The 25,955-nt window shown below is 67.1% G+C and carries 32 protein-coding genes and 1 pseudogene; 17 read left to right on the top strand and 16 right to left on the bottom strand.

Annotated features, from left to right (window positions below; genetic code table 11):
- Positions 1 to 14 precede the first annotated feature (14 nt).
- Entirely contained in the window at positions 15 to 266 is a 252-nt protein-coding gene (locus QA609_RS19475; protein ID WP_278304289.1) for an MTH865 family protein, read from the bottom strand.
- A gap of 113 nt (positions 267 to 379) precedes the next feature.
- Here QA609_RS19475 and QA609_RS19470 point away from each other — a divergent pair, with 113 nt between their 5' ends.
- On the top strand, positions 380 to 751 hold the full coding sequence (locus tag QA609_RS19470; RefSeq protein WP_278304288.1) for a CopG family transcriptional regulator: 372 nt from the start codon (positions 380 to 382) through the stop codon (positions 749 to 751).
- On the opposite strand, the gene QA609_RS19465 is transcribed toward QA609_RS19470, so the two are convergent.
- Both QA609_RS19465 and QA609_RS19460 read right to left on the bottom strand, forming a co-directional pair.
- Positions 748 to 2,340 carry a cobyric acid synthase gene (locus QA609_RS19465; RefSeq protein WP_278304287.1) on the bottom strand — a complete coding sequence of 531 codons (1,593 nt, stop codon included), beginning with the start codon at positions 2,338 to 2,340 and terminating at the stop codon, positions 748 to 750. The two genes, QA609_RS19470 and QA609_RS19465, sit on opposite strands and share 4 nt — an antisense overlap.
- Positions 2,341 to 2,389: 49 nt before the next feature.
- On the bottom strand, positions 2,390 to 2,602 hold the full coding sequence (locus QA609_RS19460; RefSeq protein ID WP_278304286.1) for a hypothetical protein: 213 nt from the start codon (positions 2,600 to 2,602) through the stop codon (positions 2,390 to 2,392).
- A gap of 199 nt (positions 2,603 to 2,801) precedes the next feature.
- Here QA609_RS19460 and QA609_RS19455 point away from each other — a divergent pair, with 199 nt between their 5' ends.
- Complete coding sequence (locus tag QA609_RS19455) at positions 2,802 to 3,038, top strand: antitoxin VapB family protein (RefSeq protein ID WP_278304285.1); 237 nt, start codon at positions 2,802 to 2,804, stop codon at positions 3,036 to 3,038.
- A 4-nt stretch (positions 3,039 to 3,042) separates the two neighbouring features.
- On the opposite strand, the gene QA609_RS19450 is transcribed toward QA609_RS19455, so the two are convergent.
- Both QA609_RS19450 and QA609_RS19445 read right to left on the bottom strand, forming a co-directional pair.
- Positions 3,043 to 3,933 (bottom strand): alpha/beta hydrolase, encoded by an 891-nt coding sequence (locus QA609_RS19450; protein WP_278304284.1) that lies wholly within the window; start codon positions 3,931 to 3,933, stop codon positions 3,043 to 3,045.
- A gap of 100 nt (positions 3,934 to 4,033) precedes the next feature.
- On the bottom strand, positions 4,034 to 4,717 hold the full coding sequence (locus QA609_RS19445; protein WP_278304283.1) for a cob(I)yrinic acid a,c-diamide adenosyltransferase: 684 nt from the start codon (positions 4,715 to 4,717) through the stop codon (positions 4,034 to 4,036).
- 97 nt (positions 4,718 to 4,814) lie between these two features.
- Between QA609_RS19445 and QA609_RS19440 the strand changes: the two genes are divergently transcribed.
- On the top strand, positions 4,815 to 5,171 hold the full coding sequence (locus tag QA609_RS19440; RefSeq protein ID WP_278304282.1) for a helix-turn-helix domain-containing protein: 357 nt from the start codon (positions 4,815 to 4,817) through the stop codon (positions 5,169 to 5,171).
- Positions 5,172 to 5,195: 24 nt separating this feature from the next.
- Here the strand turns inward: QA609_RS19440 and QA609_RS19435 are convergent, their stop codons facing one another.
- Together QA609_RS19435 and QA609_RS19430 are read right to left on the bottom strand one after the other, a co-directional pair.
- On the bottom strand, positions 5,196 to 5,957 hold the full coding sequence (locus QA609_RS19435; RefSeq protein WP_278304298.1) for an ABC transporter ATP-binding protein: 762 nt from the start codon (positions 5,955 to 5,957) through the stop codon (positions 5,196 to 5,198).
- Between the two features lie 208 nt (positions 5,958 to 6,165).
- Complete coding sequence (locus QA609_RS19430; protein ID WP_278304281.1) at positions 6,166 to 6,591, bottom strand: CBS domain-containing protein; 426 nt, start codon at positions 6,589 to 6,591, stop codon at positions 6,166 to 6,168.
- A gap of 182 nt (positions 6,592 to 6,773) precedes the next feature.
- Here QA609_RS19430 and QA609_RS19425 point away from each other — a divergent pair, with 182 nt between their 5' ends.
- Positions 6,774 to 7,013 (top strand): hypothetical protein, encoded by a 240-nt coding sequence (locus QA609_RS19425; RefSeq protein ID WP_278304280.1) that lies wholly within the window; start codon positions 6,774 to 6,776, stop codon positions 7,011 to 7,013.
- A gap of 133 nt (positions 7,014 to 7,146) precedes the next feature.
- On the opposite strand, the gene msrA is transcribed toward QA609_RS19425, so the two are convergent.
- Entirely contained in the window at positions 7,147 to 7,680 is a 534-nt protein-coding gene (gene msrA / locus QA609_RS19420; RefSeq protein WP_278304279.1) for a peptide-methionine (S)-S-oxide reductase MsrA, read from the bottom strand.
- A gap of 61 nt (positions 7,681 to 7,741) precedes the next feature.
- Positions 7,742 to 8,407: a 2,5-diamino-6-(ribosylamino)-4(3H)-pyrimidinone 5'-phosphate reductase gene (locus QA609_RS19415; protein ID WP_278304278.1), complete on the bottom strand. Its 666-nt coding sequence runs from the start codon at positions 8,405 to 8,407 to the stop codon at positions 7,742 to 7,744.
- Positions 8,408 to 8,753: 346 nt separating this feature from the next.
- On the opposite strand from QA609_RS19415, the gene QA609_RS19410 reads away from it, so the two are divergent.
- The 3 genes from QA609_RS19410 to QA609_RS19400 all read left to right on the top strand — a co-directional run bounded on the left by QA609_RS19410 (position 8,754) and on the right by QA609_RS19400 (position 9,934).
- The gene (locus QA609_RS19410; RefSeq protein ID WP_278304277.1) at positions 8,754 to 9,095 is read left to right on the top strand and encodes a hypothetical protein; all 342 of its coding nucleotides are present in this window, start codon (positions 8,754 to 8,756) and stop codon (positions 9,093 to 9,095) included.
- A gap of 100 nt (positions 9,096 to 9,195) precedes the next feature.
- On the top strand, positions 9,196 to 9,480 hold the full coding sequence (locus tag QA609_RS19405; RefSeq protein ID WP_278304276.1) for an AbrB/MazE/SpoVT family DNA-binding domain-containing protein: 285 nt from the start codon (positions 9,196 to 9,198) through the stop codon (positions 9,478 to 9,480).
- On the top strand, positions 9,470 to 9,934 hold the full coding sequence (locus QA609_RS19400) for a hypothetical protein (RefSeq protein WP_278304275.1): 465 nt from the start codon (positions 9,470 to 9,472) through the stop codon (positions 9,932 to 9,934). Before QA609_RS19405 ends, QA609_RS19400 begins: the two co-directional genes overlap by 11 nt.
- 29 nt (positions 9,935 to 9,963) lie before the next feature.
- Here the strand turns inward: QA609_RS19400 and QA609_RS19395 are convergent, their stop codons facing one another.
- A complete protein-coding gene (locus QA609_RS19395; protein ID WP_278304274.1) occupies positions 9,964 to 10,173 on the bottom strand; it encodes a hypothetical protein in 210 nt (69 codons plus the stop codon).
- 126 nt (positions 10,174 to 10,299) lie between these two features.
- Here QA609_RS19395 and QA609_RS19390 point away from each other — a divergent pair, with 126 nt between their 5' ends.
- From QA609_RS19390 to QA609_RS19370, 5 genes are all read left to right on the top strand, one after another.
- On the top strand, positions 10,300 to 11,574 hold the full coding sequence (locus QA609_RS19390) for a Single-stranded DNA binding protein (protein WP_278304273.1): 1,275 nt from the start codon (positions 10,300 to 10,302) through the stop codon (positions 11,572 to 11,574).
- Positions 11,571 to 13,313 carry a hypothetical protein gene (locus tag QA609_RS19385; RefSeq protein WP_278304272.1) on the top strand — a complete coding sequence of 581 codons (1,743 nt, stop codon included), beginning with the start codon at positions 11,571 to 11,573 and terminating at the stop codon, positions 13,311 to 13,313. Before QA609_RS19390 ends, QA609_RS19385 begins: the two co-directional genes overlap by 4 nt.
- A gap of 7 nt (positions 13,314 to 13,320) precedes the next feature.
- Positions 13,321 to 14,112, top strand: coding sequence for a metallophosphoesterase (locus tag QA609_RS19380; RefSeq protein WP_278304271.1), 792 nt, complete (start codon positions 13,321 to 13,323; stop codon positions 14,110 to 14,112).
- 66 nt (positions 14,113 to 14,178) lie between these two features.
- Positions 14,179 to 14,664, top strand: a complete 486-nt coding sequence (locus QA609_RS19375; RefSeq protein ID WP_278304270.1) for a molybdopterin-dependent oxidoreductase — start codon at positions 14,179 to 14,181, stop codon at positions 14,662 to 14,664.
- 38 nt (positions 14,665 to 14,702) lie between these two features.
- Positions 14,703 to 14,987: a hypothetical protein gene (locus QA609_RS19370; RefSeq protein WP_278304269.1), complete on the top strand. Its 285-nt coding sequence runs from the start codon at positions 14,703 to 14,705 to the stop codon at positions 14,985 to 14,987.
- Between the two features lie 6 nt (positions 14,988 to 14,993).
- Here QA609_RS19370 and QA609_RS19365 read toward each other — a convergent pair whose 3' ends face one another.
- The 3 genes from QA609_RS19365 to QA609_RS19355 form a co-directional block, all read right to left on the bottom strand.
- Complete coding sequence (locus QA609_RS19365; protein WP_278304268.1) at positions 14,994 to 15,284, bottom strand: hypothetical protein; 291 nt, start codon at positions 15,282 to 15,284, stop codon at positions 14,994 to 14,996.
- Between the two features lie 69 nt (positions 15,285 to 15,353).
- A complete protein-coding gene (glnA, locus tag QA609_RS19360; RefSeq protein WP_278304267.1) occupies positions 15,354 to 16,709 on the bottom strand; it encodes a type I glutamate--ammonia ligase in 1,356 nt (451 codons plus the stop codon).
- A gap of 179 nt (positions 16,710 to 16,888) precedes the next feature.
- Entirely contained in the window at positions 16,889 to 17,191 is a 303-nt protein-coding gene (locus QA609_RS19355; RefSeq protein ID WP_278304266.1) for a hypothetical protein, read from the bottom strand.
- A gap of 235 nt (positions 17,192 to 17,426) precedes the next feature.
- On the opposite strand from QA609_RS19355, the gene QA609_RS19350 reads away from it, so the two are divergent.
- Positions 17,427 to 17,774, top strand: coding sequence for a thioredoxin family protein (locus QA609_RS19350; protein ID WP_278304265.1), 348 nt, complete (start codon positions 17,427 to 17,429; stop codon positions 17,772 to 17,774).
- A 10-nt stretch (positions 17,775 to 17,784) separates the two neighbouring features.
- On the opposite strand, the gene QA609_RS19345 is transcribed toward QA609_RS19350, so the two are convergent.
- Positions 17,785 to 18,051 carry a hypothetical protein gene (locus QA609_RS19345; RefSeq protein ID WP_278304264.1) on the bottom strand — a complete coding sequence of 89 codons (267 nt, stop codon included), beginning with the start codon at positions 18,049 to 18,051 and terminating at the stop codon, positions 17,785 to 17,787.
- 107 nt (positions 18,052 to 18,158) lie between these two features.
- The gene (locus tag QA609_RS19340) at positions 18,159 to 19,205 is read right to left on the bottom strand and encodes a PGF-CTERM sorting domain-containing protein (RefSeq protein ID WP_278304263.1); all 1,047 of its coding nucleotides are present in this window, start codon (positions 19,203 to 19,205) and stop codon (positions 18,159 to 18,161) included.
- Between the two features lie 244 nt (positions 19,206 to 19,449).
- On the opposite strand from QA609_RS19340, the gene QA609_RS19335 reads away from it, so the two are divergent.
- From QA609_RS19335 to QA609_RS19320, 4 genes and pseudogenes are all read left to right on the top strand, one after another.
- Complete coding sequence (locus QA609_RS19335; protein WP_278304262.1) at positions 19,450 to 19,872, top strand: hypothetical protein; 423 nt, start codon at positions 19,450 to 19,452, stop codon at positions 19,870 to 19,872.
- Positions 19,873 to 19,944: 72 nt separating this feature from the next.
- Complete coding sequence (locus QA609_RS19330; protein ID WP_278304261.1) at positions 19,945 to 22,770, top strand: DEAD/DEAH box helicase; 2,826 nt, start codon at positions 19,945 to 19,947, stop codon at positions 22,768 to 22,770.
- Between the two features lie 81 nt (positions 22,771 to 22,851).
- Positions 22,852 to 24,881: pseudogene (locus QA609_RS19325) on the top strand (ATP-binding protein).
- A gap of 43 nt (positions 24,882 to 24,924) precedes the next feature.
- Positions 24,925 to 25,662, top strand: coding sequence for a protein sorting system archaetidylserine decarboxylase (locus tag QA609_RS19320; RefSeq protein WP_278304260.1), 738 nt, complete (start codon positions 24,925 to 24,927; stop codon positions 25,660 to 25,662).
- A 7-nt stretch (positions 25,663 to 25,669) separates the two neighbouring features.
- Here the strand turns inward: QA609_RS19320 and QA609_RS19315 are convergent, their stop codons facing one another.
- Positions 25,670 to 25,882 (bottom strand): hypothetical protein, encoded by a 213-nt coding sequence (locus tag QA609_RS19315; protein WP_278304259.1) that lies wholly within the window; start codon positions 25,880 to 25,882, stop codon positions 25,670 to 25,672.
- Between the last annotated feature and the right edge of the window lie 73 nt (positions 25,883 to 25,955).

Here is a 25,955-nt window from a genome sequence, read left to right as displayed (position 1 = left end):
GGAACCTCGCCGGCCTAGAGTTCGCCCTGCTCCTTGAGGTCCTCGATGATGTCGTCAACGAACGTCTCGGGGTCCTCGTACGGGAAGTCCCCACCCGAGGTCTTGGTGTTGAGCTCCATCGCAGTCATCGAGAAGTCGCCCGACTCGAACTTCGTTCCGGGGCCGTTCGGCAGGGCCGGAACGAGGTCCATCGGGCTCGAGATGGGGTAGTCTGCGCCTTCGAACGCGTCGATCATCTGGTTGCGGAGTTCGGATTCATCTGCCATGGCGTCCGCCTATTGCGGATGATAAATAATAAACCTGTTGTGAACTCCAAGCAGCCGACCGGCCGTTCCGACGCCCGAAACAGTAATGGGTCACCGGTATGAAGGGTTTCGGTATGGCGAAAGATACCGTCAGATATCCGGACGCGGTCGTCGATCAGATCGACGCCCTCGTCGACGACGGTATGTTCGAGAGCAAGTCCGAGTTCTACCGCTTCTCCGCGGAGTACGTGCTCACGCTCGTCGATCCGGACCACGACGTCGAGACCTTCAACTTCGACGAGATCAAGGCCGAACTCGACATCCCCGAGGAGACCGAGTCCGCCGCCGACGGCGGCACCTTCTTCCTCGAAGCGGTCATCACCGTCCGCAAACACGGGCTTCGGGGCAACTACGAGGCCGCCGAGCAGTTCATCGACGACCACTACGAACCGACCGACCAGGAGTGTCTCGTCCTCGAGGAGCTACTCGGCACCTACCGCACCTAGGGCTCCGCGTCGAACGGCGCGCCCAGTTCCTCGAGATCGACGTTCTCGGCGACCAGCGACGCGGCCCGATCCGCAGGCCGTCGTCCGCCCCTTTCACTCTCGGCCGATCCGGAACCATCGGGACGGTCGATCCCCGCCGAGTCCGCGACGGCCTCGAGAAACGCCTCTCGAACCGGCACCGCGTCGAACAGCCCGTGCAGGTAGGTTCCCAGGACGGCGCCGCGAGCCGCCCCGGTTTTGCCGAGCGGTCGATCGACCCGCTCGAGCGCCCGGGTTCGACCGGCGTGGATCTCGTACCCTCGTGCCGTGGCGCCGTCGGCACCCGCGAGCAGCGGCGAGGCCGAGCCGTCGACGGTCACGGCGGTCCGCTCGAGGCGCTTCTCGGGCTCGAATCGGGTTTCGACCGGGAGCAGGCCAAGCCCCTCGACGACGTCCTCGTCGCCGACGCCCTCGAGCGCGGCGTTCGTGATTCGCTCGCCAAGTAGCTGGTAGCCGCCACAGAGGCCGACGACCGGGCCCGAGAACCGTTCGAGGGCCGGACCGACGGCCGACGAACGGAGCGCCCGCAGGTCGTCGACGGTGTTTTTCGTTCCGGGGAGGACGACGGCGTCGGCGTCCGACAGGGGATCGCGGCCCTCGCCGCTCGCCTCGCCATCGAGGGGAACGAACTCGACCGCGACGCCGGGCTCGGCCGAAAGCGCCTCGAGATCGGTCGCGTTCGAGAGCCGCGGGAGCCGAGGCACCGCGATGGTCAGCCGTCGCTCGGGGGGGACGCCGTCGTCGTTACCGAGGGTGCCCCGCTCGCCCGGCCCGGGCAGTCCGACGCTGTCCTCCTCGGGCAGCCCCGGGTCGTCGTAGGGGAGTACGCCAAGGATCGACACCCCGGTTCGGGACTCGATCTCCTCGATGCCGGGCTCGAGCAGGGCGGGGTCGCCACGGAACTTCGTGATGACGGCGCCGACGACCCGGTCGCGGATATCGTCGGGCAGCAGCTCGATCGTGCCGTAGAGGCTCGCGAACGCCCCGCCGCGCTCGATGTCGACCAGCAGGAGGATTTCGGCGTCGGCGAAGCGCGCCGTCTCGAGGTTCGCCAGATCCCGGTCGTGGAGGTTGATCTCGGCGATGCTGCCCGCGCCCTCGGCGACGATCACCTCGTGGTCGTCGGCCAGTCGGCGGTGAGATTCCCTGGCCGCCTCGCGGGCCTCGTGCCAGTACTCCTCGTAGTAGCTGCCCGCGGGAACGTGCTGGCGGGCCCGGCCCCCGACGACGAGCTGACTCTCGCCGTCCCCGCGGGGTTTCAACAGGACGGGGTTGCAGTCGGTCGTCGGCGCGATTCCGGCCGCGCGGGCCTGGACGAACTGGGAGACGCCGATCTCGCCCCAGCGGCCGTCTCCGTCGCCCGTGCTATCCGCTTGCGGGGTGTCGTTCGTCTCCGGACGGACCACGACGCGGGCGTTGTTACTCATGTTCTGTGCCTTGTACGGCGCGACCGAGACGCCCCGGTCGGCGAGGTGTCGGCAGAGCCCCGCGACCACCGTCGATTTACCGACGTGGCTCGCGGTGCCGGCGACGAGGATCGTCCGCGTCATTCGGCTGCCACTCGAGCGGGGCGGGGTATCGTCCTGTCGGTTCGAGCGATTACTCCTCGGTCTCGGACTCCTCGTCGTGCCCGCCGCCCTCGAAGGCGACTTCCTCCTCCGGGTGGGGCTCGATGTGACTCAGAATCTCGTGGGGGACGTAACCGATGTTGTACCCCTCCTCGTTGTGGAGGACGACGCCGTGTTCGTACTCCCGGAAGTCGTAGCAGTTGATCTCCTCGTAGGCGTTGCCCGGCTTGTAGACGACCTTCATACGTCTCACGTCGTACCGGTTTCGGGTTTTCCCTACCCTTGCAGGTGAAAGGCGCTTTCGACGCTTCTGACAGGTTCTCGGACCAACAGAACCGTACTCGACTCACGGCGACGCTCGCGGACGACGCCGAAACGCACCCTCTACGATCCAAGCAGGCCCACCAACAGAACCGTGACGCCGGATCGACACCTCTGTAGGTATGGAAGAGACCGAGTATCGGATCGTCCGACTCACCGAGGAGGCGTACCAGTGCCTCGAGCGCTGCAGGCGAGAGAGTGAATCGCTCTCGGATGTCGTGAAACGAGTTGCCGACGGACGATCGCTGCTCGATCTGGCAGGGAGTCTCTCCGAAGCGGAAGCCGAACGGATGCGAGACACGATCGACGAGCGAAACGCCCGGTCGCGGGAGCGACTCGCTGATCGGGTGGACCCGTGACCGTTTAGGACGCGAGGAACGACTCGACCTCCCCCAGTAGCTGCTGGCGGTCGTCGATGGGCGGCGAGTGGCCACAGCCCTCGAGTTCGACGAACGTCGCCGTCTCGCCGAGATCCGCGAGCGTCTCCTCGATCATCGCCTCGGTGATGACCAGGTCGTTTTCGCCCCGTAGAACGAGGGTGTCGGCCTCGATATCGGACGCCCGTCCTGTGCCTTCGGTGACGCCGTTGTGCTCGTCGCTGATGTTGAATCGGGTCAGCGCGTAATCGACGTCGACGAGGTTCCGCTGAGTGAACATGTCCGCGACGTACTCGTCGTAGCGCTCGGGGTCGGGTTCGTCGTTGACGTAGATGAGCTGGTTCCAGATGGCCTTCATCGTCGCCGCGTCCTCCCGCTCGTGGGCCTCGAGGACGGGCGCGACCTGGACGGGATCCCGTGCGATCTCCTCGCGAGTCGTGAGCACCTCGTCGGTCGGATTACCGTCCTCGTCTTTCCGATAGATCGGATACCCCCGCGTACTGCTGGGCGCGAGCAGGACGAGCTTTCGGACCCGGTCGGGGTGGGTCGCAGCGTACTCCATCGCGACCCCGCCGCCGGTTGACCACCCCCAGAGGTGGAACCGCTCGAGGCCGAGTTCGTCGACGAACAGCGCCAGGTCCTCGGCGAAGTCTGCCAGCGAGTCGATCGGCTCCTCGTAGCTCGACTCGCCGAACCCGCGCATATCCATCGCGTACAGCTTGTACCGGTCGTCCATCGCCTCCAGAATGACGTCCCAGTGTTTCGAGGAGGTCATGTTCCCGTGGAGCAGGACGACCGGAACCGATCCGCCGTCGCGTTCGCGGTAGCCGATCGTCTCGCCGTTCGGGAGGTCGACGGTGTCGAGCGTGACTGTCATATTCCGGGACTGTACGATGGAGAGCATAAGTACACTGGCGGCGCTCGAGGAGACGGCGTCGTCAATTCGTCGGTCCGCGCGATCGGTGGACCGTGGGGTCTCAGTACTCCGTTCCCTGTCGTGCCCGCTGGCCGTCCTCGATCGGGTGTTTCACCTTTCGGACGTTCGTGATCAGGTCCGCGCGATCCTCGAGATACGTCGGCTCGTCGTGGCTGCCCGACAACACCAGCTCGAGGTCGTCGGGCTTGGCGTCGACTAACTCGAGGACGTCGTCCTCGCCGATCAGTCCGCGATCGGCGGCGTACAGCACCTCGTCGAGGATCAGCATGTGGACGCCCGCCTCGGGGTCGGCCCCGAGGTCGAGGGGTGCCGAGAGGTCGGCGTCGTCGGCCGCCGCGAGCAGCTCGCGGGCGCGCTCGAGACCCGCTTCGGCCTCCGCCTGGTGGTCGGCGTCCTCGCTGCCGTCGGCCATCCCGTGCCAGCCGTAGTGGCCGAGGTTCTCGTAGCTCATCCCCGGCAGCGCTTCGATCGCGTTGTACTCGCCGCGGACGGCGTCGACGCTCGAGGCACCGCCCTTCATGAACTGGAGCAGGTGGACGCGGTAGCCGTGGCCGGCCGCACGCATTCCCATCCCGAGCGTGGCGGTCGTCTTCCCCTTGCCGTCGCCCCACCAGACCTGCACGAGCCCGAACTCCTCGGGCGCCGCTGGTTCGATCCGTTCGGCTTCGGGTGTCCGACCCGCTCCCGGCGTGTTCTCGAGGGCGTTCTCCGAGTCGTCGCTCATACCCTGGCTGTGGAGCGCCGGCTACATGTAGCTACCACATCACGGATAGCCGACCAAACGTGTCTTTAGGCTTCACTCCTAACCCGTGTGTACCCGTATGCCACTCGAGTTCTCCTCGTCGGACGACGCTCCCTCGCGCGAGCACGTCTTCGGCGTGCTGACCGACGACGCATGTCGAGAGATCCTCGCAGCGCTCGAGGAGCCACGGACGGTCGCCGATACGGCGGACGCGATCGGTCGTCCCCTTTCGACGACCTACCGGAAACTTGACCGACTGACCGAGGCGGGCCTGGTCAGGGAGACGGTCGGCGTCGGCCGCAGCCGCAACCGAAAGTCACGCTACGTCACCGACTTCGAGCGGGTCGCGATCGGCCTCGACGACGACCGATCGCTGCGCGTCGAGGTAGAGGGCTCGAGCGACCCGCTGGTCGGTCTCTGGACCCAGGATTCGTAACTTCGAAGCGCTCGTCGAGGAGACTCATCGCCGGGCCGAGACCACCCCGCCGTCACGAAGCGTGACCACCCGATCGGCGACGGCGAGCGTTTCGGCATCGTGAGAGGCGACCAGCATCGCCCGGTCGCGACCGATGTCGGTCAGCGCCTCGAGCACCGTCTCCCCGGTTGCGGTGTCTAATTCGCCGGTCGGCTCGTCCGCGACGATCACGTCGGGATCGGTCACCAGCGCCCGCGCGATCGCGACCCGCTGTCGCTCGCCCCCGCTCAGTTCGCCCGGCAGGTGCGTTATCCGGTCCTCGAGCCCGACTCGCTCGAGCAGCCGTCTCGCGCGATCGCGTCGTCGCCCCTTCGGAACCCCGGCCTGTACCAGCGGGAGCGCGACGTTCGCCCGCGCGGACAGCGCGGGGAGGAGGTGAAACCGCTGGAAGACGATCCCGACGCGTTCGCGCCGAAGGCGGGTCCGCCGACGGTTCGACAGCGCCGTCACGTCGGTTCCGTGTAGCGCGACCGTCCCCGCCGTCGGCACCAACAGCCCGGCGACCGCGTGGAGGATCGTCGACTTCCCGCTCCCGCTCGGTCCCTCGAGGCCGACGGTCTCGCCGGCCTCGACCGAAAGCGAGACGTCCTCGAGTGCCGTTACCGTTCGATCCGATCGGGAGCGGAACCCGCCGCCGGTGCCGTACTCGTGGCTCACGCCGGCGAGCCGGACGGCCGCCGTCGATTCGCCGTCACCGGTACGGTCCGGCGTCGGCGACGCCCCCTTTCGAAGCGCTCGGTTGCTGATCGTCACGGAGTCTCGTACGGGCCGACGGCCTCCCCGCTCATTGTTACGGCGTGGTTTCTGTATCGCGATCAAGGATTTATGGATCGGAGCCGGCCGTTCCGCCCCGCTCGAGCGACGACGTCGCTATCGGACAGTTTCGGTCGAACGAGCGGGAGACGCTCGGAGAAGGGACGGCTTACCCGTCGAAAACGGATCGGTTTCGGGAACGCTACGGGCTGTAGCCTGGCGACTGGACCTCGATCGTCTCGGAGACGTTCTCGAGCTGTTCGCCGATCGTCGCCACGAGGTCGTCGAGCGTGACGATCCCGGTCAGCGTCCCGTCGTCGTCGACGACCGGGAACCGTCGGGCGTTGTGCTCCTCGATCGCCCGCGAGATCTCGACCGCTTCGTCGTCTTCCTGCAGCGTCGCGGGATCGGCAGTCATCGCGTCCTCGACCGAGACCGAGCCCACGTCGTCGTGGTTGGGAATCGCGAGGGCGACGTCGCGGTCGGTGACGATCCCGGTCGGCTCGTCGTCTTCGGTGACGACGACGGCGCCGACGTTCTCCTCGGCGAAGCGTTCGGCGACGCTCTCGAGGTCGTCGTCTGGCTGTGCAGTTACGACGTCTTCTGGGCCGAGTTTGCCAACTGGCATACGGATCGGTCGACGCCGCGAACCCCTGTGACGGCACGGCCTTCGAGTGAGCGCACGGCCGGCCCGGTACGAAACCGAGCGATGACTCTCGATTTTCGTCGGTTGGTGGCCCTAACACGTCGAGTTGGACGGCCGGATGCTGCGGGGGTGGTGCTTACGGTCGGTGGGCACCTAGCCGAACCATGCGAGTCCCAAAACAGCTCCGAGACGGTCACACCGACGATGCGGTCGTCCGCGAACTGGACGACGAGGACGGTAGCGTGATCACCGTCGACTTCGGCTCCGACGCCGCCGACATGTCCGTCGACGTCGTCGACGAGACGGTGATCGTCGTCATGGACGATCGGCAGTTCCAGTTCGATCTGCCCGCCGGCGCGACCGAGGTCACCGCCAACAACGGGATCCTGACGATCTCCGAGTGACGGACTCCCGGACGGTCGGCGTCTCCCCGAGCGACCGCGTCGCTCGAGTTTCGTACGGTTTACCGTACGCCAGTTCCGGCGTAACCGCGATCCGGGCGGCGATCACGCCGGCACATCGGTACAGCGATCCGCATCAGTTCTCGGGCGTCGCCTTCGCAGCGAACTTCTCGCGGACCTTCTCAACTTTCGGCGCCGCGTGCATCGAGCAGTAGGCGTCGTTGGGATTCTTCTCGAAGTAGTTCTGGTGGTGCTCCTCGGCCTCGTAGAACGTCTCGAGCGGTTCGATCTCGGTGACGATCCCCTCGTAGAGCCCCTCCTTTTCGAGCTCCTCGGCGAAGGCCCGAGCGGTCTCGAGCTGGTCGTCGTCGTGGGCGTAGATCGCCGAGCGGTACTGGCTGCCGACGTCCGGTCCCTCGCGGTCCTTCGTGGTCGGGTCGTGGATCGTAAAGAAGACCTCGAGCAGGTCCTCGTAGGCTATCGTCTCGGGATCGTACTCGAGCTGGACGACCTCCGCGTGGCCCGTGCTCCCGGAGCAGACCGCTCTGTAGGAGGGGTTTTCGGTGTGGCCGCCCGCGTACCCGGAGGTGACCGATTCGACGCCCTCGAGTTGCTCGAAGGCCGCCTCGACGCACCAGAAACAGCCGCCGCCGAACGTGGCTCGTTCCATGGTCGGTCGTAGGGAACGAGCGCGCAAATGTGTGACGGGAGGACTCGAGTCGGCTCGGGGTTTAGCGCTCGCCCGTCCGCCAGGTCAGCAGCGCCCCTTCACCGACGCGCTCGAGCCCCTCGAGCTCGAGAGTGGGAAACTCCGCGACGAACCCCTCGCCGTCGGCCAGCGTGGGGGCGTCCCGTCCGCCGATGACCTTCGGGCCGACGAACACCTGAAGCTCGTCGACGAGCCCGGCTTCGAACAGCGAAAAGATGAGTTCACCCCCGCCCTCGACCATGATTTGCTCGAGGCCCTGGCCCTGCAGCGTCGCGAACGCCCGCAGGAGGTCGACCCGATCGTCACCCGCCGTGATCAGCTCCGCCTGATTCGAGAGGTCCATCCGATCGTCGATCGTCGCCCGCTCGCTCGTACAGACGTAGGTCGTCGCCGCGTCGTCGAGGACGGCCGCGTCCAGCGGGGTCCGTCCCGTCGAGTCGACGACCACGCGGGCGGGGTGGGCCGGGTCGCCCCGGTCGCGTCGGTCGGCGATCAGCGCCTCGTCCTTGACGGTGAGGTGGGGGTCGTCCGCGAGGACGGTCCCGACGCCGACGACGACGGCGTCGCTGTCGGCCCGGAGGCGGTCCACCCGCGCGAAGTCCTCCTCGCCGCTGATGGCTAGCTGTTCGCGGCGTCTCGAGGAGAGCTTCCCGTCCGCGCTCATGGCGGCGTTGACGACGACGTGCATACCTCCTGCTGGGAGACGGCTCCTAAAGAAGGCGTGGGCTGCGGGTGGACGCTCGCTTGGGGGGAAGATAACGACAGTCCGTGAGGTACAATAGGTGCCTGAGTTAGCTACCGCAGCTGGTCTAGTTACGGTAGGAACAATAGGTCATCGAACCAGTGCTTCATGGACTCGGCTACTGGAATCCGATTTCGAACCGCTACTCCGGAACCGGCCCGCACTTCGTTCGTCGCCCGAGCACCTATCGAAACGTCGAAATCAAGCGCCCCGACTACTTGCTCAAGAACGTCTTCCCACGGCTCGTTTGCCTCCTCGAGGCGAAAGCAGCAAACGAAGAGCAAGCAATGGGATGCAACACCACGCAACCGACGATGTACGGGACTACGTCGATTCGGATACGTTCGCGAAGTACCTCGAGACGCTCGAGAAACGCTATCTCGTCGCGATCGGCACGGACGGTCTTCGCTGGGTGCTCCGGGCAAAAGACGTCCACACCGGAGAAACGAAACGGGATCTCGCTACTGTCGATCTCTCGGACGCAATTAAATCCGTGGCAAAAGGAAACGACATCATCGAGGGCGAGCCAGCGCACTCTACGAGCGAGATACGGCAGTTCGTCGCCGACGAATTCCTTCCGAGCTTCGCCGCACATTCCGTCGACGAGTTCGTTTCAAGTACGTTCAACGATTGAGGAATTACAACCAAAGGCGGTCGAACGCTCTGCTCCCCTGGACTCGCTATCCCAGTCCGTAGCCGAAACGCTTACTCTCGTTCCCACCGTCGGTGGGAGTATGCCGACGGTAGACTCGAAGGGACGGATCGTCATCCCGAAGGAGGTCCGAGAGCGGTTCGACATCGAGCCTGGAACCGAGGTGGAGGTTCGCACCGAGGACGGGAAGGTGGTCGTCGAACCCGAGAGCGATCCGGAGGTGGTCCTCGAGCGACTGGAGGCGCTCGTCGAGGATGCCACAGCCGACCGGACCCAACGCGACTACGAGGATCTCGACGCCCTCGCCAGGGACCACGCGGACACGATTCGCCGACAGGCCCAACGAGTAGACGACGATGGAGAGTGACGGACCGTACCTCTTCGACGTCGGCGTCGTCGCCCTTGCCCACGCCGGAACGCCGGTCAGCGAACCCGCCCTCTCGCCGCTCCGGGACGCGATAACGGGCGAAATCGACGGCGTCGTTCCGTACGCCGCGGTCGTCGGAGCACACCACGTGCTCTCGTCGTACTACGGGTTTTCGAACGAACGGGCGTCGGAACTTATGCGGAATTTGATGGATGCGAGACGTATCCACTGGTACGACGAGATGCCGGAAGACATCGTCCGCTCGGGGTTTTCGCTCGCCGGTGCGCTGAATATCGAGGGGTGGGACGGCTACTACGCGGAGGTCGCTCGCTCCGAGGGAATCAGCACGATTCTGACGCTCGACGACGACTTCGATGCGGTCGAGGCCGTGACGGCGGAGGTCGTCCTCACCCCCGAGGAGTTTGCCACGCTCAACGAGTATCTCGGATACTGAACCGAGCGCAGCAGGCGATGAGCACGCGATCACCGCGTCCGCCGCGGATCGTCGCTCGAGCCGAGCAGAATTCGGTACACGATGTACCCGATCAGCAGCGCGAACCCGAACGTCGCGACGGTTTCGGCGAACCAGACGACGGCGTACAGCGCCCGCGTGAGGATCCGCACCGCGACGAGGCCGCCGAAGATCAGGGCGACGAAGGCGAGTCCGCCCAGCGCCGCGCCGATACGTTCCATACCCAACGTTCACGAAGCGGCGGGATGAACGTACCGTTTGCTCGCCGTCTCGAGCCCCCGCCGTCCGGATTTCACTTCCGCCGTGTTCCGGGAACGCTTTTCAGGCCCCCCGACGAAATGCCGGTGATGGAACTCGACGATCATGCCGAGGAGCTCGCCTCCGACCTCGGTGTCGACAAAGAGGAGGTCAAATCCGACCTGCAGAACTTAGTGGAGTACAGCGTCCCGGTCGACGAGGCAAAGCAGAGCCTCCGACGGAAGTACGGCGACGGCTCGAGCGGCGGGGGCGGAACCCCCTCGGCGAAGAACGTCGCCGACATCACTCCCGACGACGGCTCGGTCACCGTCACGGGAACCGTCCTCACCGCGGGCAAACGGTCGATCCGTTATCAGGGGAGCGACCACGTCATCGTGGAGGGTCAGCTCGCCGACGAGACCGGACGGATCGACTACACCGCCTGGGAGGACTTCGGCTTCGAGGCGGGCGACACGATCACCGCGGGCAACGCAGGCGTCCGCGAGTGGGACGGCGAACCCGAACTCAACGTGGGCGAGAGCACCGCGCTCTCCTTCGAGAGCGACTCCCTCGAGGTACCGTACGAGATCGGCGGCGAGGCCGAACTCGCCGACCTCGAGGCGGGCGACCGCGCGCGCACCCTCGAGGTCGCGGTCCTCGACTGTGAGCGCCGGACGATCGACGGCCGAGACGGCGAAACCGAGATTCTCAGTGGCGTGCTCGGCGACGAGAGCGGCCGACTCCCCTTTACGAACTGGGACCCGGTCCCCGAAATCGAGGAGGGCGCCTCGGTTCGCATCGAGAACGCCTACGTCCAGGAGTTCCGCGGTGTCCCCGAGGTCAACGTCTCGGAGTTCTCGCGGGTCTCCGCGCTCGAGCGGGAGATCGACGTCGGCAGCGACGCGACGACGATGGACGTCGGCGAGGCCGTCCGTACGGGCGGGATCTACGACGTCGAACTCGTCGGCAACGCCATCGCGATCCGTGACGGCTCGGGACTCATCCAGCGCTGTCCGGAGTGTTACCGCGTGATCCAGAAGGGTCAGTGCCGGACCCACGGCGACGTCGACGGAATCGACGACCTGCGGGTGAAGGCGATCCTCGACGACGGCACGGGCACCGTCACCGCGGTGCTGGACGACGAGCTCACACAGCAGGTCTACGGCGGGAATCTCGAGGACGCCCTCGAGGCCGCCCGCGAGGCGATGGACCAGGAGGTCGTCGCCGACGAGATCCGCGAGAACGTCGTGGGCCGGGAGTACCGCGTTCGGGGTCACCTCTCGGTCGACGAGTACGGCGCCAATCTCGACGCCGAAACGTTCGAAGAGAGCGACGACGATCCCGCCGCGCGCGCGACGGCCTTCCTCGAGGAGGTGGACGCATGAGCGCGAACGGCGACGAGAACGGCGAGGAGATCCCTGGACGGGAGATCGCCTACCGTCTGTTCGCCGCCGAGTACGACGACGCCTCGCTGTCCTACGCCGAAAGCGACGAGGAGCGAGCACCCAACTACGTGATCACGCCGACCGGCGCGCGGCTCAACCGCGTCTTCGTCGCCGGCACGCTCACCGAGGTCACGTCGGTCAACGACGAGATGGTGCGGGCCCGCGTCGTCGACCCGACGGGCGCGTTCGTCGTCTACGCCGGCCAGTACCAGCCCGACGAGCTGGCGACGCTCGAGTCGATCGAGCCGCCGGCGTTCGTCGCGGTGACGGGCAAGGCCAGGACCTTCCAGCCCGACGACGCGGACCGGGTCTACACCTCGATCCGACCCGAATCGATCGCGACGGTCGACGCCGACACGCGCGACCGCTGGGTCGTCAGCGCCGCCGAGCAGACCCTCGAGCGGATCGGCACCTATGCGGCCGCGATGGGCCTCGATGCGGACGGCGACGCTCTGACCGACGCGCTGGTCGAGGACGGCGTCGAATCCGGCCTCGCCGACGGCATCCCGCTCGCGATGGATCACTACGGGACGACGCCGGACTACCTCGCCGCGCTCCGCGACTGCGCGCTCGAGGCCTGCGAGGTCGTCGCGGGCGAGCGCGACCAGGTGAGCGGGCTCGCGCTCGACCCCGACGGCTCGAGTCCGGAGCACGGAGCGACGTTCGACTCGCTGGCGGCCCTGGGTTCGACCGAGACCGACGAACTCGCCGCTGGAGCCTCGTCTGAAGACGAGGCTCCCGACCCCGCCGAGGTAACTGCGGGCGAGGACGAGCCGGAGTCGATGACAACGGCGACGGCGGACGAGTTCACCGAGAGCGACGACGTGCCGACCGACGCCGCCGGCGAGGACCCGGCGTTCGACGCCGACGAGTCCGATGCGGCGCCCACTGAGACCGACGCACCCGACCCGAGCGAGGTAACCGCCGGTGAGGACGAACCGGAGCCGGTGACAACGGCGACGGCCGACGAGTTCGCCGCCAGCGAGGAGGTCCCGGCCGACGCGGAGACGCCCGTCGAAAGCGAGACCGAGATCGGTAGCGACGACCCGTCCGCGGACACCGAAACCGCAGCCGGAACCGACGAAACCGAGTTCGACGACGCCGAGGCCGACGAGTTCGGAGCCGACGACGCCCCCGAAGCGACGGCCACGGCCGACGGGAGCGACGACGAGGAGCTCGGCGACTTCGACGGTGGCGGGATGTACGAGATGGACGACGACGAGCGCGAACAGCTCGAGGAGGAGTTCGGCGCGGAGTTCGCGACCGGAACGGAGGTCGACGACCCCGGCGAGAACGATATCGACGTTCCGGAGCCCGACGCTGACGCCGACGCCGGGACCGACGAGGAACCCGGGGAGGCCTCGGCCCTCGGGTCGGCGGCCGAACCGGACCCCGAGCCGGAGGCGGACGCCCCCTCGAGCACCGACGAGCCGGACACCGATGTCGAGACCGACGCGGACGACGAGGACGAGGAGCCGGCGTCGGTCGACCTCGAGGCGGCGGTCGTCGAGACGATGTCCGAGCTGGATGACGGCGACGGCGCGGACCGGTCCACGGTCGTCGAAACCGTCGCGTCCGAGACCGGCATCGACGAGGGTGCCGTCGAGGACGCCATCGAGGAGGCCCTGATGGGCGGACAGTGTTACGAGCCCGCTGACGGAACGCTGAAGGCGATCTGACCGGACGATGGGGGACGACGCGAGCCGACCGGAGCCCACCGTCGAACCCGTTCCCGACGAGCCGGCCGCCGTCGCGACGGTCGGCGACGAGCGCGCACTGTTGCTCGCGGACTATCACGCCGGCTACGAGGCCGGCCTGCGCGTCGAGCGCGGCGTCGACGTCCCAAGCCGGGCGCCCGACCGCCGCGAGCGACTGCTCGCATTGCTCGAGCGAACCGGCGTCGACCGGCTGGTCGTTCTCGGCGACCTGATGCACTCGATCGGCGATCCCGGCGGCGCCGAGCGCGGCGAACTCGAGGTGCTGTTCGAGTCGCTCCCGTCGACCGTCGAGGCGACGGTGGTGAAGGGGAACCACGACGGCGGAATCGAGGACTGGGTCGGGGACGCGACGGTGGTTCCGGGCGCCGGGACGGCGATCGGATCGGTCGGCGTCTGTCACGGCCACACCTGGCCCGCGCCGGCGGCCCTCGAGACCGACGTGCTCTGTCTGGGCCACGAACACCCGTGCGTGCGCCTCGAGGACGAGATCGGCGGTAGCCGGGCCGAACCGGTGTGGCTCCGCGGCCGGCTCGATCCGGAGCCGTTTCGGGACCGAGCGGAGTACGCGGCTCTCTCCTGGTTCGACGGGGGGACGCCCCCGCGAGCGATCGTGCTGCCGGCGTTCAACGACCTCGTCGGCGGCACGTGGGTGAACGTCCCGGGCCAGTCGTTTCTCTCGCCGTTTCTCCCCGACGGGCTCGCGGCAGGCGAGGCGTACCTGCTTGATGGCACCCGGCTCGGGCCCTATCGCGACCTCTAGCAACGCCGATCCCAGCGACTGGGAACGCCCGGAACGGGTAGTACCGATCCGCCTCAAACGACAGCTATGAGCGACGCTGCTACCCGAGCGCTCGAGCGACCGATCCGTCTCGTCGGGACCCGAACGACGACCCTCGACGGGACCGACCTCGCCGCGCTCGAACACCGGAGCCGCGAGATCGAGATCGTCTGTGCCACGGGCGACCGGTTCACCGAACGCTGGCGGGGCGTGCCGGTTCCGATCCTGCTCGAGTCGGCCGCGGCGCCGCCCGAGACGACCCACCTGCTCGTCGACTCCCGGGATGGACTTCGAGCCTGTATTGCCGTCGAGGACGCCCTCGAGGGGCTGCTCGCGGTCGCGAAGGGCGGTCGCCCGCTCTCGGCGGTCGGCGATCACGCGACGCGGTTCGTCGCGCCCGGCGTCGACGGCGTCCGGACGGTCAAGGGTGTCGGGCGCATCGAGGCGGCGACGCTCGCTCCCGGCGAGGATCCCGAGTCCTACGAGCGACGGGGGGAGTCGGCGGACGAGAACCCGGGCGGCCAGCGCATGTAAGCCGAATCGGCATCCCTCGGCCGCGGGAACTGTGGCGTATGTCGCTCGAAACGTACCGACTCGAGGTTCGAGAGTCAGACGCAGGTCTCGACGCCGACGTCTACGACAGCGAGGGGCTGATCGAGGAGTCGACTCACCTCTCCTACGACGACTTCGACGTCGAGGCGCCGGATCGCGACGAAGCGGTCTCTCGGAGCGAGGAGATAACGGCCGACGTCACCGAACTCGACGTTCAGATCCAGCGCGACGGTGCCGGCTTCACGTTCGAACTGCTCGGCGATCGAGAAACCCTGACGACAGTCCGGGTCGACGACGAGGAGTAGGGCCGTTCACCTGCGCTCTGTTTTCGATCTGATCTCGTCGCCCTCTCGCCACTGGTAGTAGCGATACTCCACGCCATCGACCGCTATCGTGGACACCGTCGCCCGCTCGGGGACGCCGTTCGGGTACGCGTCGTCGTCTCCGTCGGACGGGCGAGACTCCGCCCAGGTCGCCAGCGCGTCGGCGTGATCGGCGACGGACCGGATCGTCTCGGGATCGGAGTCGGCGAGCGCCTCGAGGACCGCGCGGAGCTCCGGCTCGAGGTCGTCTGGCGGCGTCGGTTTGTCGGACGGCTCCATCGTCGGACCCGTTCGGTCGCGAGCGTAAAAAACACGGAGAATCGGCCGGCGGCGGTTCGTCGTCGCCGGTCAGTACTTCTCGAGGTAGCGGTCGAGCTCCCAGTCGGAGACGTCGATGAGGTACTCCTCGAACTCCTGGCGCTTGGCCTCGACGAACTTCTCGGCGATGTGCTCGCCCAAGGCGTCGTAGACGACCTCGTCCTCCTCGAGGGCATCGACGGCCTCGCCGAGGTTCGAGGGGAGGGTTTCGATACCGTACTCCTCGCGTTTCTGCTCGTCGAAGTCGTAGATGTTCTCGCGGACCGGGTCCGGACAGTCGAGGTCGTTCTCGATGCCCTCGAGACCGGCGTGAATGAGTGTGGCGAGCGCGAGGTACGGGTTACACGAGGGGTCGGGGAAGCGCGCCTCGATGCGGCTCGCGGCCGGGACGCGGGCGGCGGGCTTGCGGATCAGCGCCGAGCGGTTGCGGTCCGACCAGGCGACGTAGACCGGTGCCTCGTAGCCGGGCACCAGGCGCTTGTAGCTGTTGACCGTCGGGTTCGAGACGGCCGTGATCGCCGGCGCGTGCTCGAGGATCCCTGCGGTGAACGCGTGGGCCTCCTCGCTCAGGTCGAACTCGTCGTCGTCGTCGTGGAACGCGTTCTCGCCGTCCTCGGTGAAAAGCGAGAGGTGAGTGTGCATTCCCGAGCCGTTGACCTTCGGAATCGGTTTCGGCATGAACGTCGCGTGGTAGCCGTGCTGGGCGGCGATGGCCCGAACGACGGTCCGGAACGTTCCGACGTTGTCGGCCGTCGTCAGCGCGTCGTCGTACTCGAAGTTGATCTCGTGTTGACCCTGTGCGACCTCGTGGTGGCTCGCCTCGACCTCGAAGCCCATGTCCTCGAGGCCGTAGATGATATCTCGGCGAACGTCGCTGGCGAGGTCCTTCGGCGCGAGGTCGAAGTAGCCGCCGTGGTCGTTGGTCTTGGTCGTCGCGTGGCCGTCCTCGTCCTCCTCGAACAGGAAGAACTCCGGCTCGGGAGCGGCGTTGACGGTGTAGCCCATCTCCTTGGCGCGGTCGAGGGCCTGCTTGAGGATGTACCGCGGATCGCCCTCGAACGGCTCGCCCGTCGAGGTGTCGATCACGTCACAGATCATCCGTGCGGCGGCGCTGTCCTCCTTGTCCCTCCAGGGGAGGACGGCGAACGTCTCGGGGTCGGGCTTGAGGCGCATGTCCGACTCCTGAATGCGGACGAAGCCCTCGATCGAGGAGCCGTCGAAGTAGATCCCTTCGGTGAACGCCTTCTCGGCCTGGCGGGCCGGAACGGAGACGTTCTTTACCGTGCCGAGAATGTCCGTAAACTGCAGCCGAAGGAAGTCGACGTCCTTCGATTCGATCTGATCCAGTACGTCCTGCTCTGCTGTGGTCAGGTTCCCATCTGACATCTTCTACTCGACTTATCCAACGGATCCCACTATTAAAGCTCTACTGTTGTGGGCGAATATACTCGAGCCGAACTAGAGTTGGACAATCGTAAATTCCACCTGCTGTCTGGTGGGGATCGGGTCGAAAGACGGCGGGGAATCGGAAGGAAAAGCTTCGAACGTCGAACCGATACTGGCGATCACCGCTCGTCACGTCGGTCGAAGGGTGCCGCCGAGATCCGTGTGCCGACGCCGACGCTCGCCTGCCAGACCGAGACCGAGGTTCTGACGACCCGGCCCCACGCTTCGAGGGGACTGGGACCGTCGTTCTCGCGGGGTCGCTCGTCGAGAACCGTTCCGCAGTCGGGGCAGACGAGCGCGACCGTTTTCCCTCGGGGTTCGCGAGCCCAGTCACCATCGGCGGGGCTCGCGTGGTTACACCCCCAGCAGTACAGCGTCGCCTTCCACCTCTCGGAGGGCTCGCAGTCGTGACCGATGCTCATTGCAAGTCAGTAAGGGTTCGACGCGTAAAGCCCCTTTTGTCAATGATCGTTTCTTGAACTGATCCGGGCGAGTTAGTCACACGATAGCGACCCCATTCGGAATTTGGAATAACGAATGTCGGTATATAATGGATTTCTCTGCCCGAACGGTCAGGTAACTGTTCGATCGTTTCGGCCGAGAACACCCGTCGCGCGTCGGCACTACCGGTTTCAGTCGCGAGACCGTACCCGGGGTATGGACGAGTCAGCGAAACCGGCTCGCCTCGAGGACGGCGAGGACCTCGAGGCGTTCGTCGACGAGCACGACGTCGCCCTCGTGGAGTTCTACACGAAGGGCTGCGAGCGGTGTAACGCGATGGTACCGGTGCTCGGGAACGTCGCTCGCGCCGCCGACGTCTCTATCGCCTTGCTCAACCCAGGCAACGACATCACGCTCGTCGATCGGTTCGACATTCGCTCGGTGCCGACGCTCGTGTTGTTCGACGACGGCGAAGAAGTGGGTCGACTCGCCGAGGGGTTCATGCAAACCGACGCCGTCCTCTCCTTCCTCGAGGAGCGCGTTCCCGAGACCGTCGCGGAGTGAGAGCGGGCAGCTACGAGTCGTCCTCGGGTTCGAGTTCGTTCGGATCGACCTCGCCCGCGAGATACTGCTTGCCCAGGTCGCTGATGTCGTACATCCCCATCGCGTGTTTCGTCGCGAGTCCGTACTTCGCGAGCTCGCGACATCGGTAGGCGACGTGGGGGGCGCGGGGTTCGAGCTCCTCGGCGAGCTGGTCGGGCATGAACAGCTCCTCGTCTCGGAGCAGTCGGAGGAGCTCCTCGTCGACGGGATCCATCCATTCGTCGCTGTCGTCGGTCATCGGTACCTCGAGCTCGGTCGCCGAAGGCGGTAAATGGTACGGAGTTCCCGTTGCCGAATCGAGCGGGCTCGAGGTCGATCGCATGCGGTGTGGGTTTCGGGCCGGAACTACGGCCGTCGAGAGACCGCGACGGCGGCCACAGCCAGTGCGGCCACGGCGACGCCGACGCCGAAGCCGGGCAGTCCGTCGGCGTCGTCGCTCCCGTTACCGTCGTCGTCAGTGGCGTCGTCGCTCGAGTCGTCGCCCGTCGCGTCGTCTCCGTCGGCACCGTCGTCGTCGGCGACGCCGGCATCGTCCTCTGATGACTCGTTCGAGTCGGTGCTGTTCTCGGTGGTCGACTCGGTCCGCTCCTCGGGTTCGTCGCTCGAGTCGTCGACCTCGCCCGACAGCTGCAGCACGACGACGGCCTGGCCGTGCGAGCCGTCTGTCTTGTACGTCCAGCTGCCGCCCGCTTCCTCGTAGGACTCGGCGTCCTCGAGCGGATCGACGTCGCTGTCCCAGGCCTCGTGTGCCTGCTGGATGTAGCCGGCGACCTCGATGTCGTCGGCGTGCTCGCCGTCGATTTCGACCTCGCCGTACTCGATGGTTCCGTCCTCGGGCTGGCCGTGCATCTCGATGCAGTGGGAGTCCATGTAGCCGTCACCCTGCGGGAGCTCTGCGTTCGTCCCGAACTGGTCGGCGTCGAGCGGTCGGTCGTAGTTGTCGGTCAGCGAGTACTCGACGACCATCGGGTCCGCACTCGAGTGCCACTCGAGTTCGTCGCCGGTCGGCACGGTCGCGGTCGTGTTCGGGACGCTCTCGCCGACGACCGGTTCGCCCGCCTCGTTGACGAGCGTCACGCAGATCTTTCCGGAGCCGTCGCCGAGATACGGGTTTCGGTACTCGTCCTGGGGATTGATGTAGCTGATCCAGCTCCCATCGGGGGCGGCGGCCTCGTAGTACTCGTCACCCGGTTCCGGGACCGGCATCTCGGCGGCGGGCTCGGAGACGGCCGTCGTCGACGACTGCACTGCGTTCGTCTCGAGGGTCGCTTCGCTCGAGGCGTCGTCGGAGGCGACGGCGACGGTCCCGCCGACGAGAACGGTTGTCGCGAGCGCGGCCGCGAACACCGCGAGCACGCCGACGAGGACGACGGTTCGTCCGTCGTGACTCATCGGCCACCCCGTTCTCCCCGTCCGTTCGATCCCCCTTCGGAATCGACCGTCGAACCAATACAACTCCGATGTCGAGACTGTTCTAATTTAATGAATTTCATCTAATCAGATGATATCGGAGATGCCTGTATACTATTCGCCTCCTAAACCGGCTTAACTGCCTGATACATCGGATTAACCGGCTGCTAGTGGGCTTGCTCTCGCGGGCCGAACCGACTTGCCGATACCCCTGATAGAACGCTCAATGAGTCTTCGACAGCTTCGCAGAGCGAAGTCGAACGATCGACCGGAGCCGTCCGCGGCCGACCGATCGCTCGTCGCTCGAGCCGTCGGGCTGGCGATCGTCGGCGCCGGGGCCATCCTGACCGCCGATGCGATCGCCCGGCGTCTCGAGTCGAGCGGGCCGTCCGCGGTCGCCGACGGCGTGCGCCAACGCCGGGGTCGGTCGACGCCGCGAGGGGGGCCCCCATCGGAGCGGACCGACGACGGGGCCGAGCCGATCGACGATGATCAGCTGAACGCCGACGTCGCCGACGAGCGACGCTCGAGCGAGGCGATCGACGAGCGAGCGACCGAGGACGTCCAGGAGGAGCCAGCAACACCGGGTGAAATGACGGTCGACGAAGACGTCGCCGAGGAGCTCCGCGGGGACGGGCGCGAGGAGTGACCGTCGAAATTTCGGACCGCGAGTCGTGCGGAGAACGTGGCGCTTATCCGCCCTACGTCCGTAGGAGCGTCGATGACTGAGGGAGACGTCGCCGCCTTCACACACCTCGGCTCGACGGTCCGCGGGGCGCTTTCCGAGCGCGGGTTCTCGACGCCGACGGCGCCCCAGCGGCTGGCGATTCCGCCGCTGTCGGCCGGCGAGAACACGCTCGTGATCGCGCCGACCGGGAGCGGCAAGACCGAGACGGCGATGTTACCCGTCTTCGATCACCTCGTAGCGGACCGCCCCGAGGGGTTCGGCGCGCTCTACGTCACGCCGCTGCGGGCGCTCAACCGCGACATGCGCGAACGCCTCGAGTGGTGGGGCGAGTACCTCGACCTCGAGGTTGCGGTCCGCCACGGTGACACAACCCAGTACCAGCGGAGCAAGCAGGCCGAGGATCCACCCGATATCCTGGTGACGACCCCCGAGACCGTCCAGGCGATGCTCACCGGGGAGCGACTCCGGGAGGCACTCGGGGACGTCTCCCACGTCGTGATCGACGAGGTTCACGAGCTCGCCGCCTCGAAGCGGGGTGCACAGCTGTCGATCGCACTCGAGCGACTCCACGACCTCGCCGGCAACATGCAGCGGATCGGCCTCTCGGCGACCGTCGGCGATCCCGACTCCGTCGGGCAGTTCCTGACGGGCGGGCGCGCCTGCGAGATCCGGGAGATCGACGTCGGAAACAACGTCGACGTCACGGTCCGCAACCCCGAAATCACCGAGGAGGACGAGGAGCTGTCCGGCAAGCTCGTCACCGACGCCTCGACGGCGAGTCACGTCCGGCTGATCCGGGACCTCGTAGACGAACACGAGTCGACGCTGATCTTCGTCAACACGCGCCAGACGGCCGAGGCGCTTGGCTCGCGGTTCACCGAACTCGAGTTGCCGATCGGGATCCATCACGGCTCGCTCTCGAAGGAGGCCCGAATCGACGTCGAGGACCGGTTCAAGGCCGGCGAGCTCGACGGGCTGCTCTGTACCTCCTCGATGGAGCTGGGGATCGACGTCGGCCGGGTCGACCACGTGATCCAGTACCAGAGTCCGCGCCAGGTCGCTCGCCTGCTCCAGCGGATCGGCCGTGCGGGCCACCGCCAGGACGAGGTTTCCAGCGGGACGATCGTGACGACCCGCCCCGACGACACGTTCGAGGCGCTGTCGATCGCTCGGCGCGCTCGAGACGGCGAGGTCGAACCCGCCGCGATCCACGAGGGCAGCCTCGACGTCGTCGCCAATCAGCTGCCGGCGTTCGTCCAGAGCCGCGGCGACACCCGCCTCGAGGATGCCGTCGAGACGATCACCCGGGCGTACCCGTTCCGGGACGTCACCGAGGCGACGATCCGCGAGATCCTCGGCGAACTCCACCGCAACCGGATCGTCTGGTTCGACGAGAGCGAGGACCGCATCGAGACGACCGGCGGCACCTGGCAGTACGTCTACGCGAACCTCTCGATGATCCCCGACGAGGAGACCTACGAGGTCCACGACATCGCGTCGGGGAGCCAGATCGGGACCTTGGACGAGCAGTTCGTCGTCAACTTCGCCCAGCCCGGCGAGGTGTTCATCCAACGGGGCGAGATGTGGCGTATCGCCGAGATCGACGACGAGGAGGGCCGGGTGAAGGTGAGCCCGATCGAGGACCCCGCGGGCGAGGTTCCCTCCTGGATCGGCCAGGAGATCCCCGTCCCCGCGGCCGTCGCCGGCGAGGTCGGCGAGATCCGTGCCGTAGCCGAACCGCAACTGAAGCAGGGCGCCGACGCCACTGCGGTCGGCCGCGAGCTCGCGGGTCGGTATCCCGCCGACGAGCACACGCTCACCGAGGCCTGCTCGCAGCTCGCGGACCACGTCGAGAGCGAGGCGCCGATGCCGACGGCCGACCGGCTCGTCTTAGAGCGTCAGGGCCGAACGATCGTGCTCAACGCTCCCTTCGGCCACAAGACGAACGAGACGCTCGGCCGCGTGCTCTCGTCGCTGCTGGGCCAGCAGGCCGGCTCCTCTGTCGGTCTCGAGACCGATCCCTACAGAATCGAACTCGAGGTGCCGACGTCGATCGCGACGAGCGACGTGCTGGCGGTGCTCGAGGACACCGACCCCGACCACGTCGGAACGATCGTCGAGCTCGGACTCAAGGGGTCGGACGCGCTGGCCTTCCGGCTCGCCCAGGTCTCGGCGAAGTTCGGCGCGCTCAAGCGCTGGCAGGGGTCGGGCCGAACGTCGAACGAACGGCTGCTGAAGGCACTCGAGGATACGCCGATGTACGACGAGTCGATCCGCGAGGTGTTCCACGAGGACCTGGACGTCGCGCACGCGGGACGCGTGCTCGAGGCGATCCAGTCGGACGAACTCGAGCTGGCCACTCATCGCGGCCACACCGCCGTCGGGACGGGCGGTCGCTCGTCCGGAAAGGAGCTGCTCGCGCCGGAGAACGCCGACGCCAGCGTGATCGAGACGGTCAAGGAGCGCATTCGGGACGACCGCGTCATCTTGCTGTGTACCCACTGCCACGAGTGGAAGGTCAAGACGAAGGTCCGCCGCGTCGCCGACCAGCCCGAGTGTCCCGACTGCGGCTCGACCCGGATCGCGTCGCTGAACCCGTGGGCTGACGAGGTCGTACAGGCCGTCCGGGCGGAAAAGAAGGACGAAGAACAGGAGGAGATGACCGAACGGGCGTTCCACAGCGCCAGTCTGGTCCAGAGTCACGGCAAGCAGGCCGTGATCGCGATGGCCGCCCGAGGGGTCGGTCCGCACAACGCGGCTCGGATCATCAGCAAGCTCCGGGAGAACGAGGCCGACTTCTATCGCGACATCCTCTCGAAGGAACGCGAGTACGCCCGCACGCAGTCGTTCTGGGATTGATCAGCCGAGATCCGAACACGACGAACCGGTCGTCCGTTTCCGGCAACGGCCTTATCCGCGAACCGACTTGATTCCCCGTCTATGGACTCTGGGCCTCCCGACGAGCCAGTCGACAACGCGGCGCAGCCGACGCGGCCGACCGGGAGCCGTCTCTCGCTGCTCGAGGCCGCCGACGTTCCGGGCGTCCGCCTGACACCGGCGGGGACGATCGACGACGTCACCGAGGCGTTCGCCTCCCTGTCGGGCTACGACCGCCCGGAACTGATCGGACGGCAGTTCTCGGCGCTTCTCGGCGAGGGGAGCGCGTCGATCGAGAGGTCAGTAGCGGAGGGGAATCAGGTATCATTGTCGACGACGGGTTCGGTGCTGACCCGCTCGGGGACCGTCGTCGACGTCGGGATCAGCCTCGAGCGGGTGCCGACGAGCGAGTCCGACTCGGAACCGGGCGCGATCGCGATCGTCGATCCGCGGCCGACGCGGGAAACGACGGCCGAGCCGACCTACGGACGGACGTTCGAGGCGCTGGCCGACGCGCTGTCCGACGGGATCATCGTCCTCGACACGGACAGCGAGATCCGATACGCAAACCCCGCGGTCGAGCGGATCCTCGGCCACGATCCCGAAGCGCTCGTCGGCTCGAGCAAGGTGGAGATCATCCCGCCGCGACTCCGCCAGACCCACCTCGACGCCTTACAACGGTACCTCGAGACCGGGGAGCGAAACCTCGACTGGACCTACGTGGAGCTTCCGGGCCAGCACGGCGACGGTCACGAAGTTCCGCTCGGCGTCTCGCTCAACGACTTCTTCCACGACGGCGACCGGTACTTCGTCGGCCTCTTTCGAGATATCTCGCCGCGAAAGGAGGCCGAGGAAACGCTGACCGCGAAGGTCGCCCAGCTGGAGACGCTCGCCTACCTCAGCCGGTACGCCCTCGAGAACGGGGACGTCGACGAACTGTTCGCGAAGGCGACCGACCTCGTTGCTGCGGCGCTCGATGTCGAGTGCTGTGCCGTCCTCGAGACCGACGCAACCGGCTCGCGGAGCCGCGACGCGAGCTTCCGGGTCCGGGCCGCCACCGGCTGCGGCGACGCCCTTCACGAGGGCGAACTCACCTCGGTGTCGCCGGGCGACTCGCTGGCGGCCGCCGCACGCGGCGGCGACGAACCGATCGTCGTCGAGGCGTTCGAAACGGACGACCGCTTCGACGGCGCACCACTGCTCTCGGACCGACCCCTCCACAGCGGCGTCGGCGCGGCGATCGGACCGGTCGCCGACTCGTGGGGCGTCCTCGCGGCCTACGACGACGGACCACGCGAGTTCGCCGATCACGACGTGGACTTCCTCGACGGCGTCGCGACGATCCTGGCGACCGCCCTCGAGCGTCGGCGCTACGAGCGTCGGCTCAACGAGACGGTTGCGTCGGTCTCGAGGCCTCGAACGAGCGCTTGGAGCAGTTCGCCTACGCAGCCTCCCACGACCTTCAGGAGCCGTTACGGATGGTATCGAGCTACCTCGAACTGATCGAGAGTCGCTACGCGGACGAGCTCGACGCGGACGGCGAGGAGTTCATCGAGTACGCCGTCGACGGCGCCGACCGAATGCGCGAGATGATCGACGGCCTGCTCGCGTACTCCCGGATCGACTCGCAGGGCGATCCGTTCGAACCGATCGAGCTCGAGACCGTCCTCGAGGACGTGCTGACGGACCTGCAGGTGATGATCGAGCGACGCGGCGCCGAGATAACGGCGGAGCCGCTGCCGACCGTACAGGGCGACGCCAGCCAGCTTCGGCAACTGCTCCAGAACCTCCTGTCGAACGCGATCGAGTACAGCGGGGACGAGCCCCCCCGCGTCCACGTCGGCGCCGATCGCGACGGGAACCGGTGGGAGATCGCGGTTCGCGACGAGGGGATCGGGATCGACCCCGACGAGCAGGGGCGCGTCTTCGAGGTGTTCCAGCGACTGCACGGTCACGAGGAGTACGACGGAACCGGGATCGGGCTCGCGATCTGTCGTCGGATCGTCGAGCGTCACGGCGGTCGGATCCGCGTCGACTCCGAGCCCGGGGAGGGCGCGACGTTTGTCTTCACGCTTCCCGCGACCGAATCCTGACCCGTCCGTAACGACCATACGACTCGCTCGCATGGCTCGAGACATGAACGTCGCTCCCGGGGCCTGGAAGTACGCGCTCCCACCCCTTCTCGCCGCACCGTTCGCGTTGCTGTTCAGCGTCGCGGCCAGCGTCGCGGCCCTCCTCGCAGGGGTCGCGACGCTCGCCTTCTTCCGCGATCCGGACCGGAACCCGCCGCCGACGGGGGTCGTTGCACCCGCCGACGGAACCGTCTCAGTGTTGCGCGAGGAGGACGAGCGCGTTCGCTTGGGGATCTTCATGAACGTCTGGCACGTCCACGTCGTCCGCGCACCCTTCGAGGGCCGGGTGACCGACGTCGAGCACGTCTCCGGCGCGCACCGCCCGGCGTTCTCGAAGGAGTCAGAGCGCAACGAGCGGGTCCACGTCGAGTTCGAGGCTGACTCGCCCCACCTCCCCGACCTCGAGGTCGCTGGCGGCGACTCGAGCGCCGACCGGAACGCGGCCGCGTCGACGGTCACGTTCGTCGCCGGCGCGTTCGCCCGTCGGATCTTCCCCTACGTCGAACCCGACGACGACCTCGAGCGCGGGCAGCGGCTGGGCCACATCGCCTTCGGCAGCCGCGTCGATCTCGTCTTCCCCCCGAGCGTCGACCGCGAGGACATCACCGTCGAGCCGGGCGATTCGACGACGGCCGGCGAGACGGTCGTCGTCGAACCCGACGAGGATGCGCTGCTCGAGACGGGACTCGAGGAGTCGGAACGCGATTTCGAGGACGGCGACGCCGCGGCCGCTCCGCCGTAACGAACGCTCACTCCGAACGGTCGGTCGACCGCGGGTCGTCCAGGACCTCCGTCGCGTCGTTCATGGCGCGAAGGTCGGGCTCCGCGCAGGAACAGCACTCCCCCTTTTCGCTACCGATCGGTCGCATTTCTCCGCTCGCGTCGATCCGGACCGCGATAGCGTCCCCGCAGTGCCCGCAGATCGCCGCCGCTCGTTCGACTCCGTTCTCCGAGTCAGTCATCGCAATCGCCCTTTTGATCGATCATCACGGTTATTCCGATTCGGTGCGGAGCGGGATAACTACCCTTTCGGCT

This window comes from Natronococcus sp. A-GB7 (assembly GCF_029688865.1).
Lineage (GTDB): Archaea > Halobacteriota > Halobacteria > Halobacteriales > Natrialbaceae > Natronococcus.
This window is presented reverse-complemented; position numbering and strand designations above follow the sequence as displayed.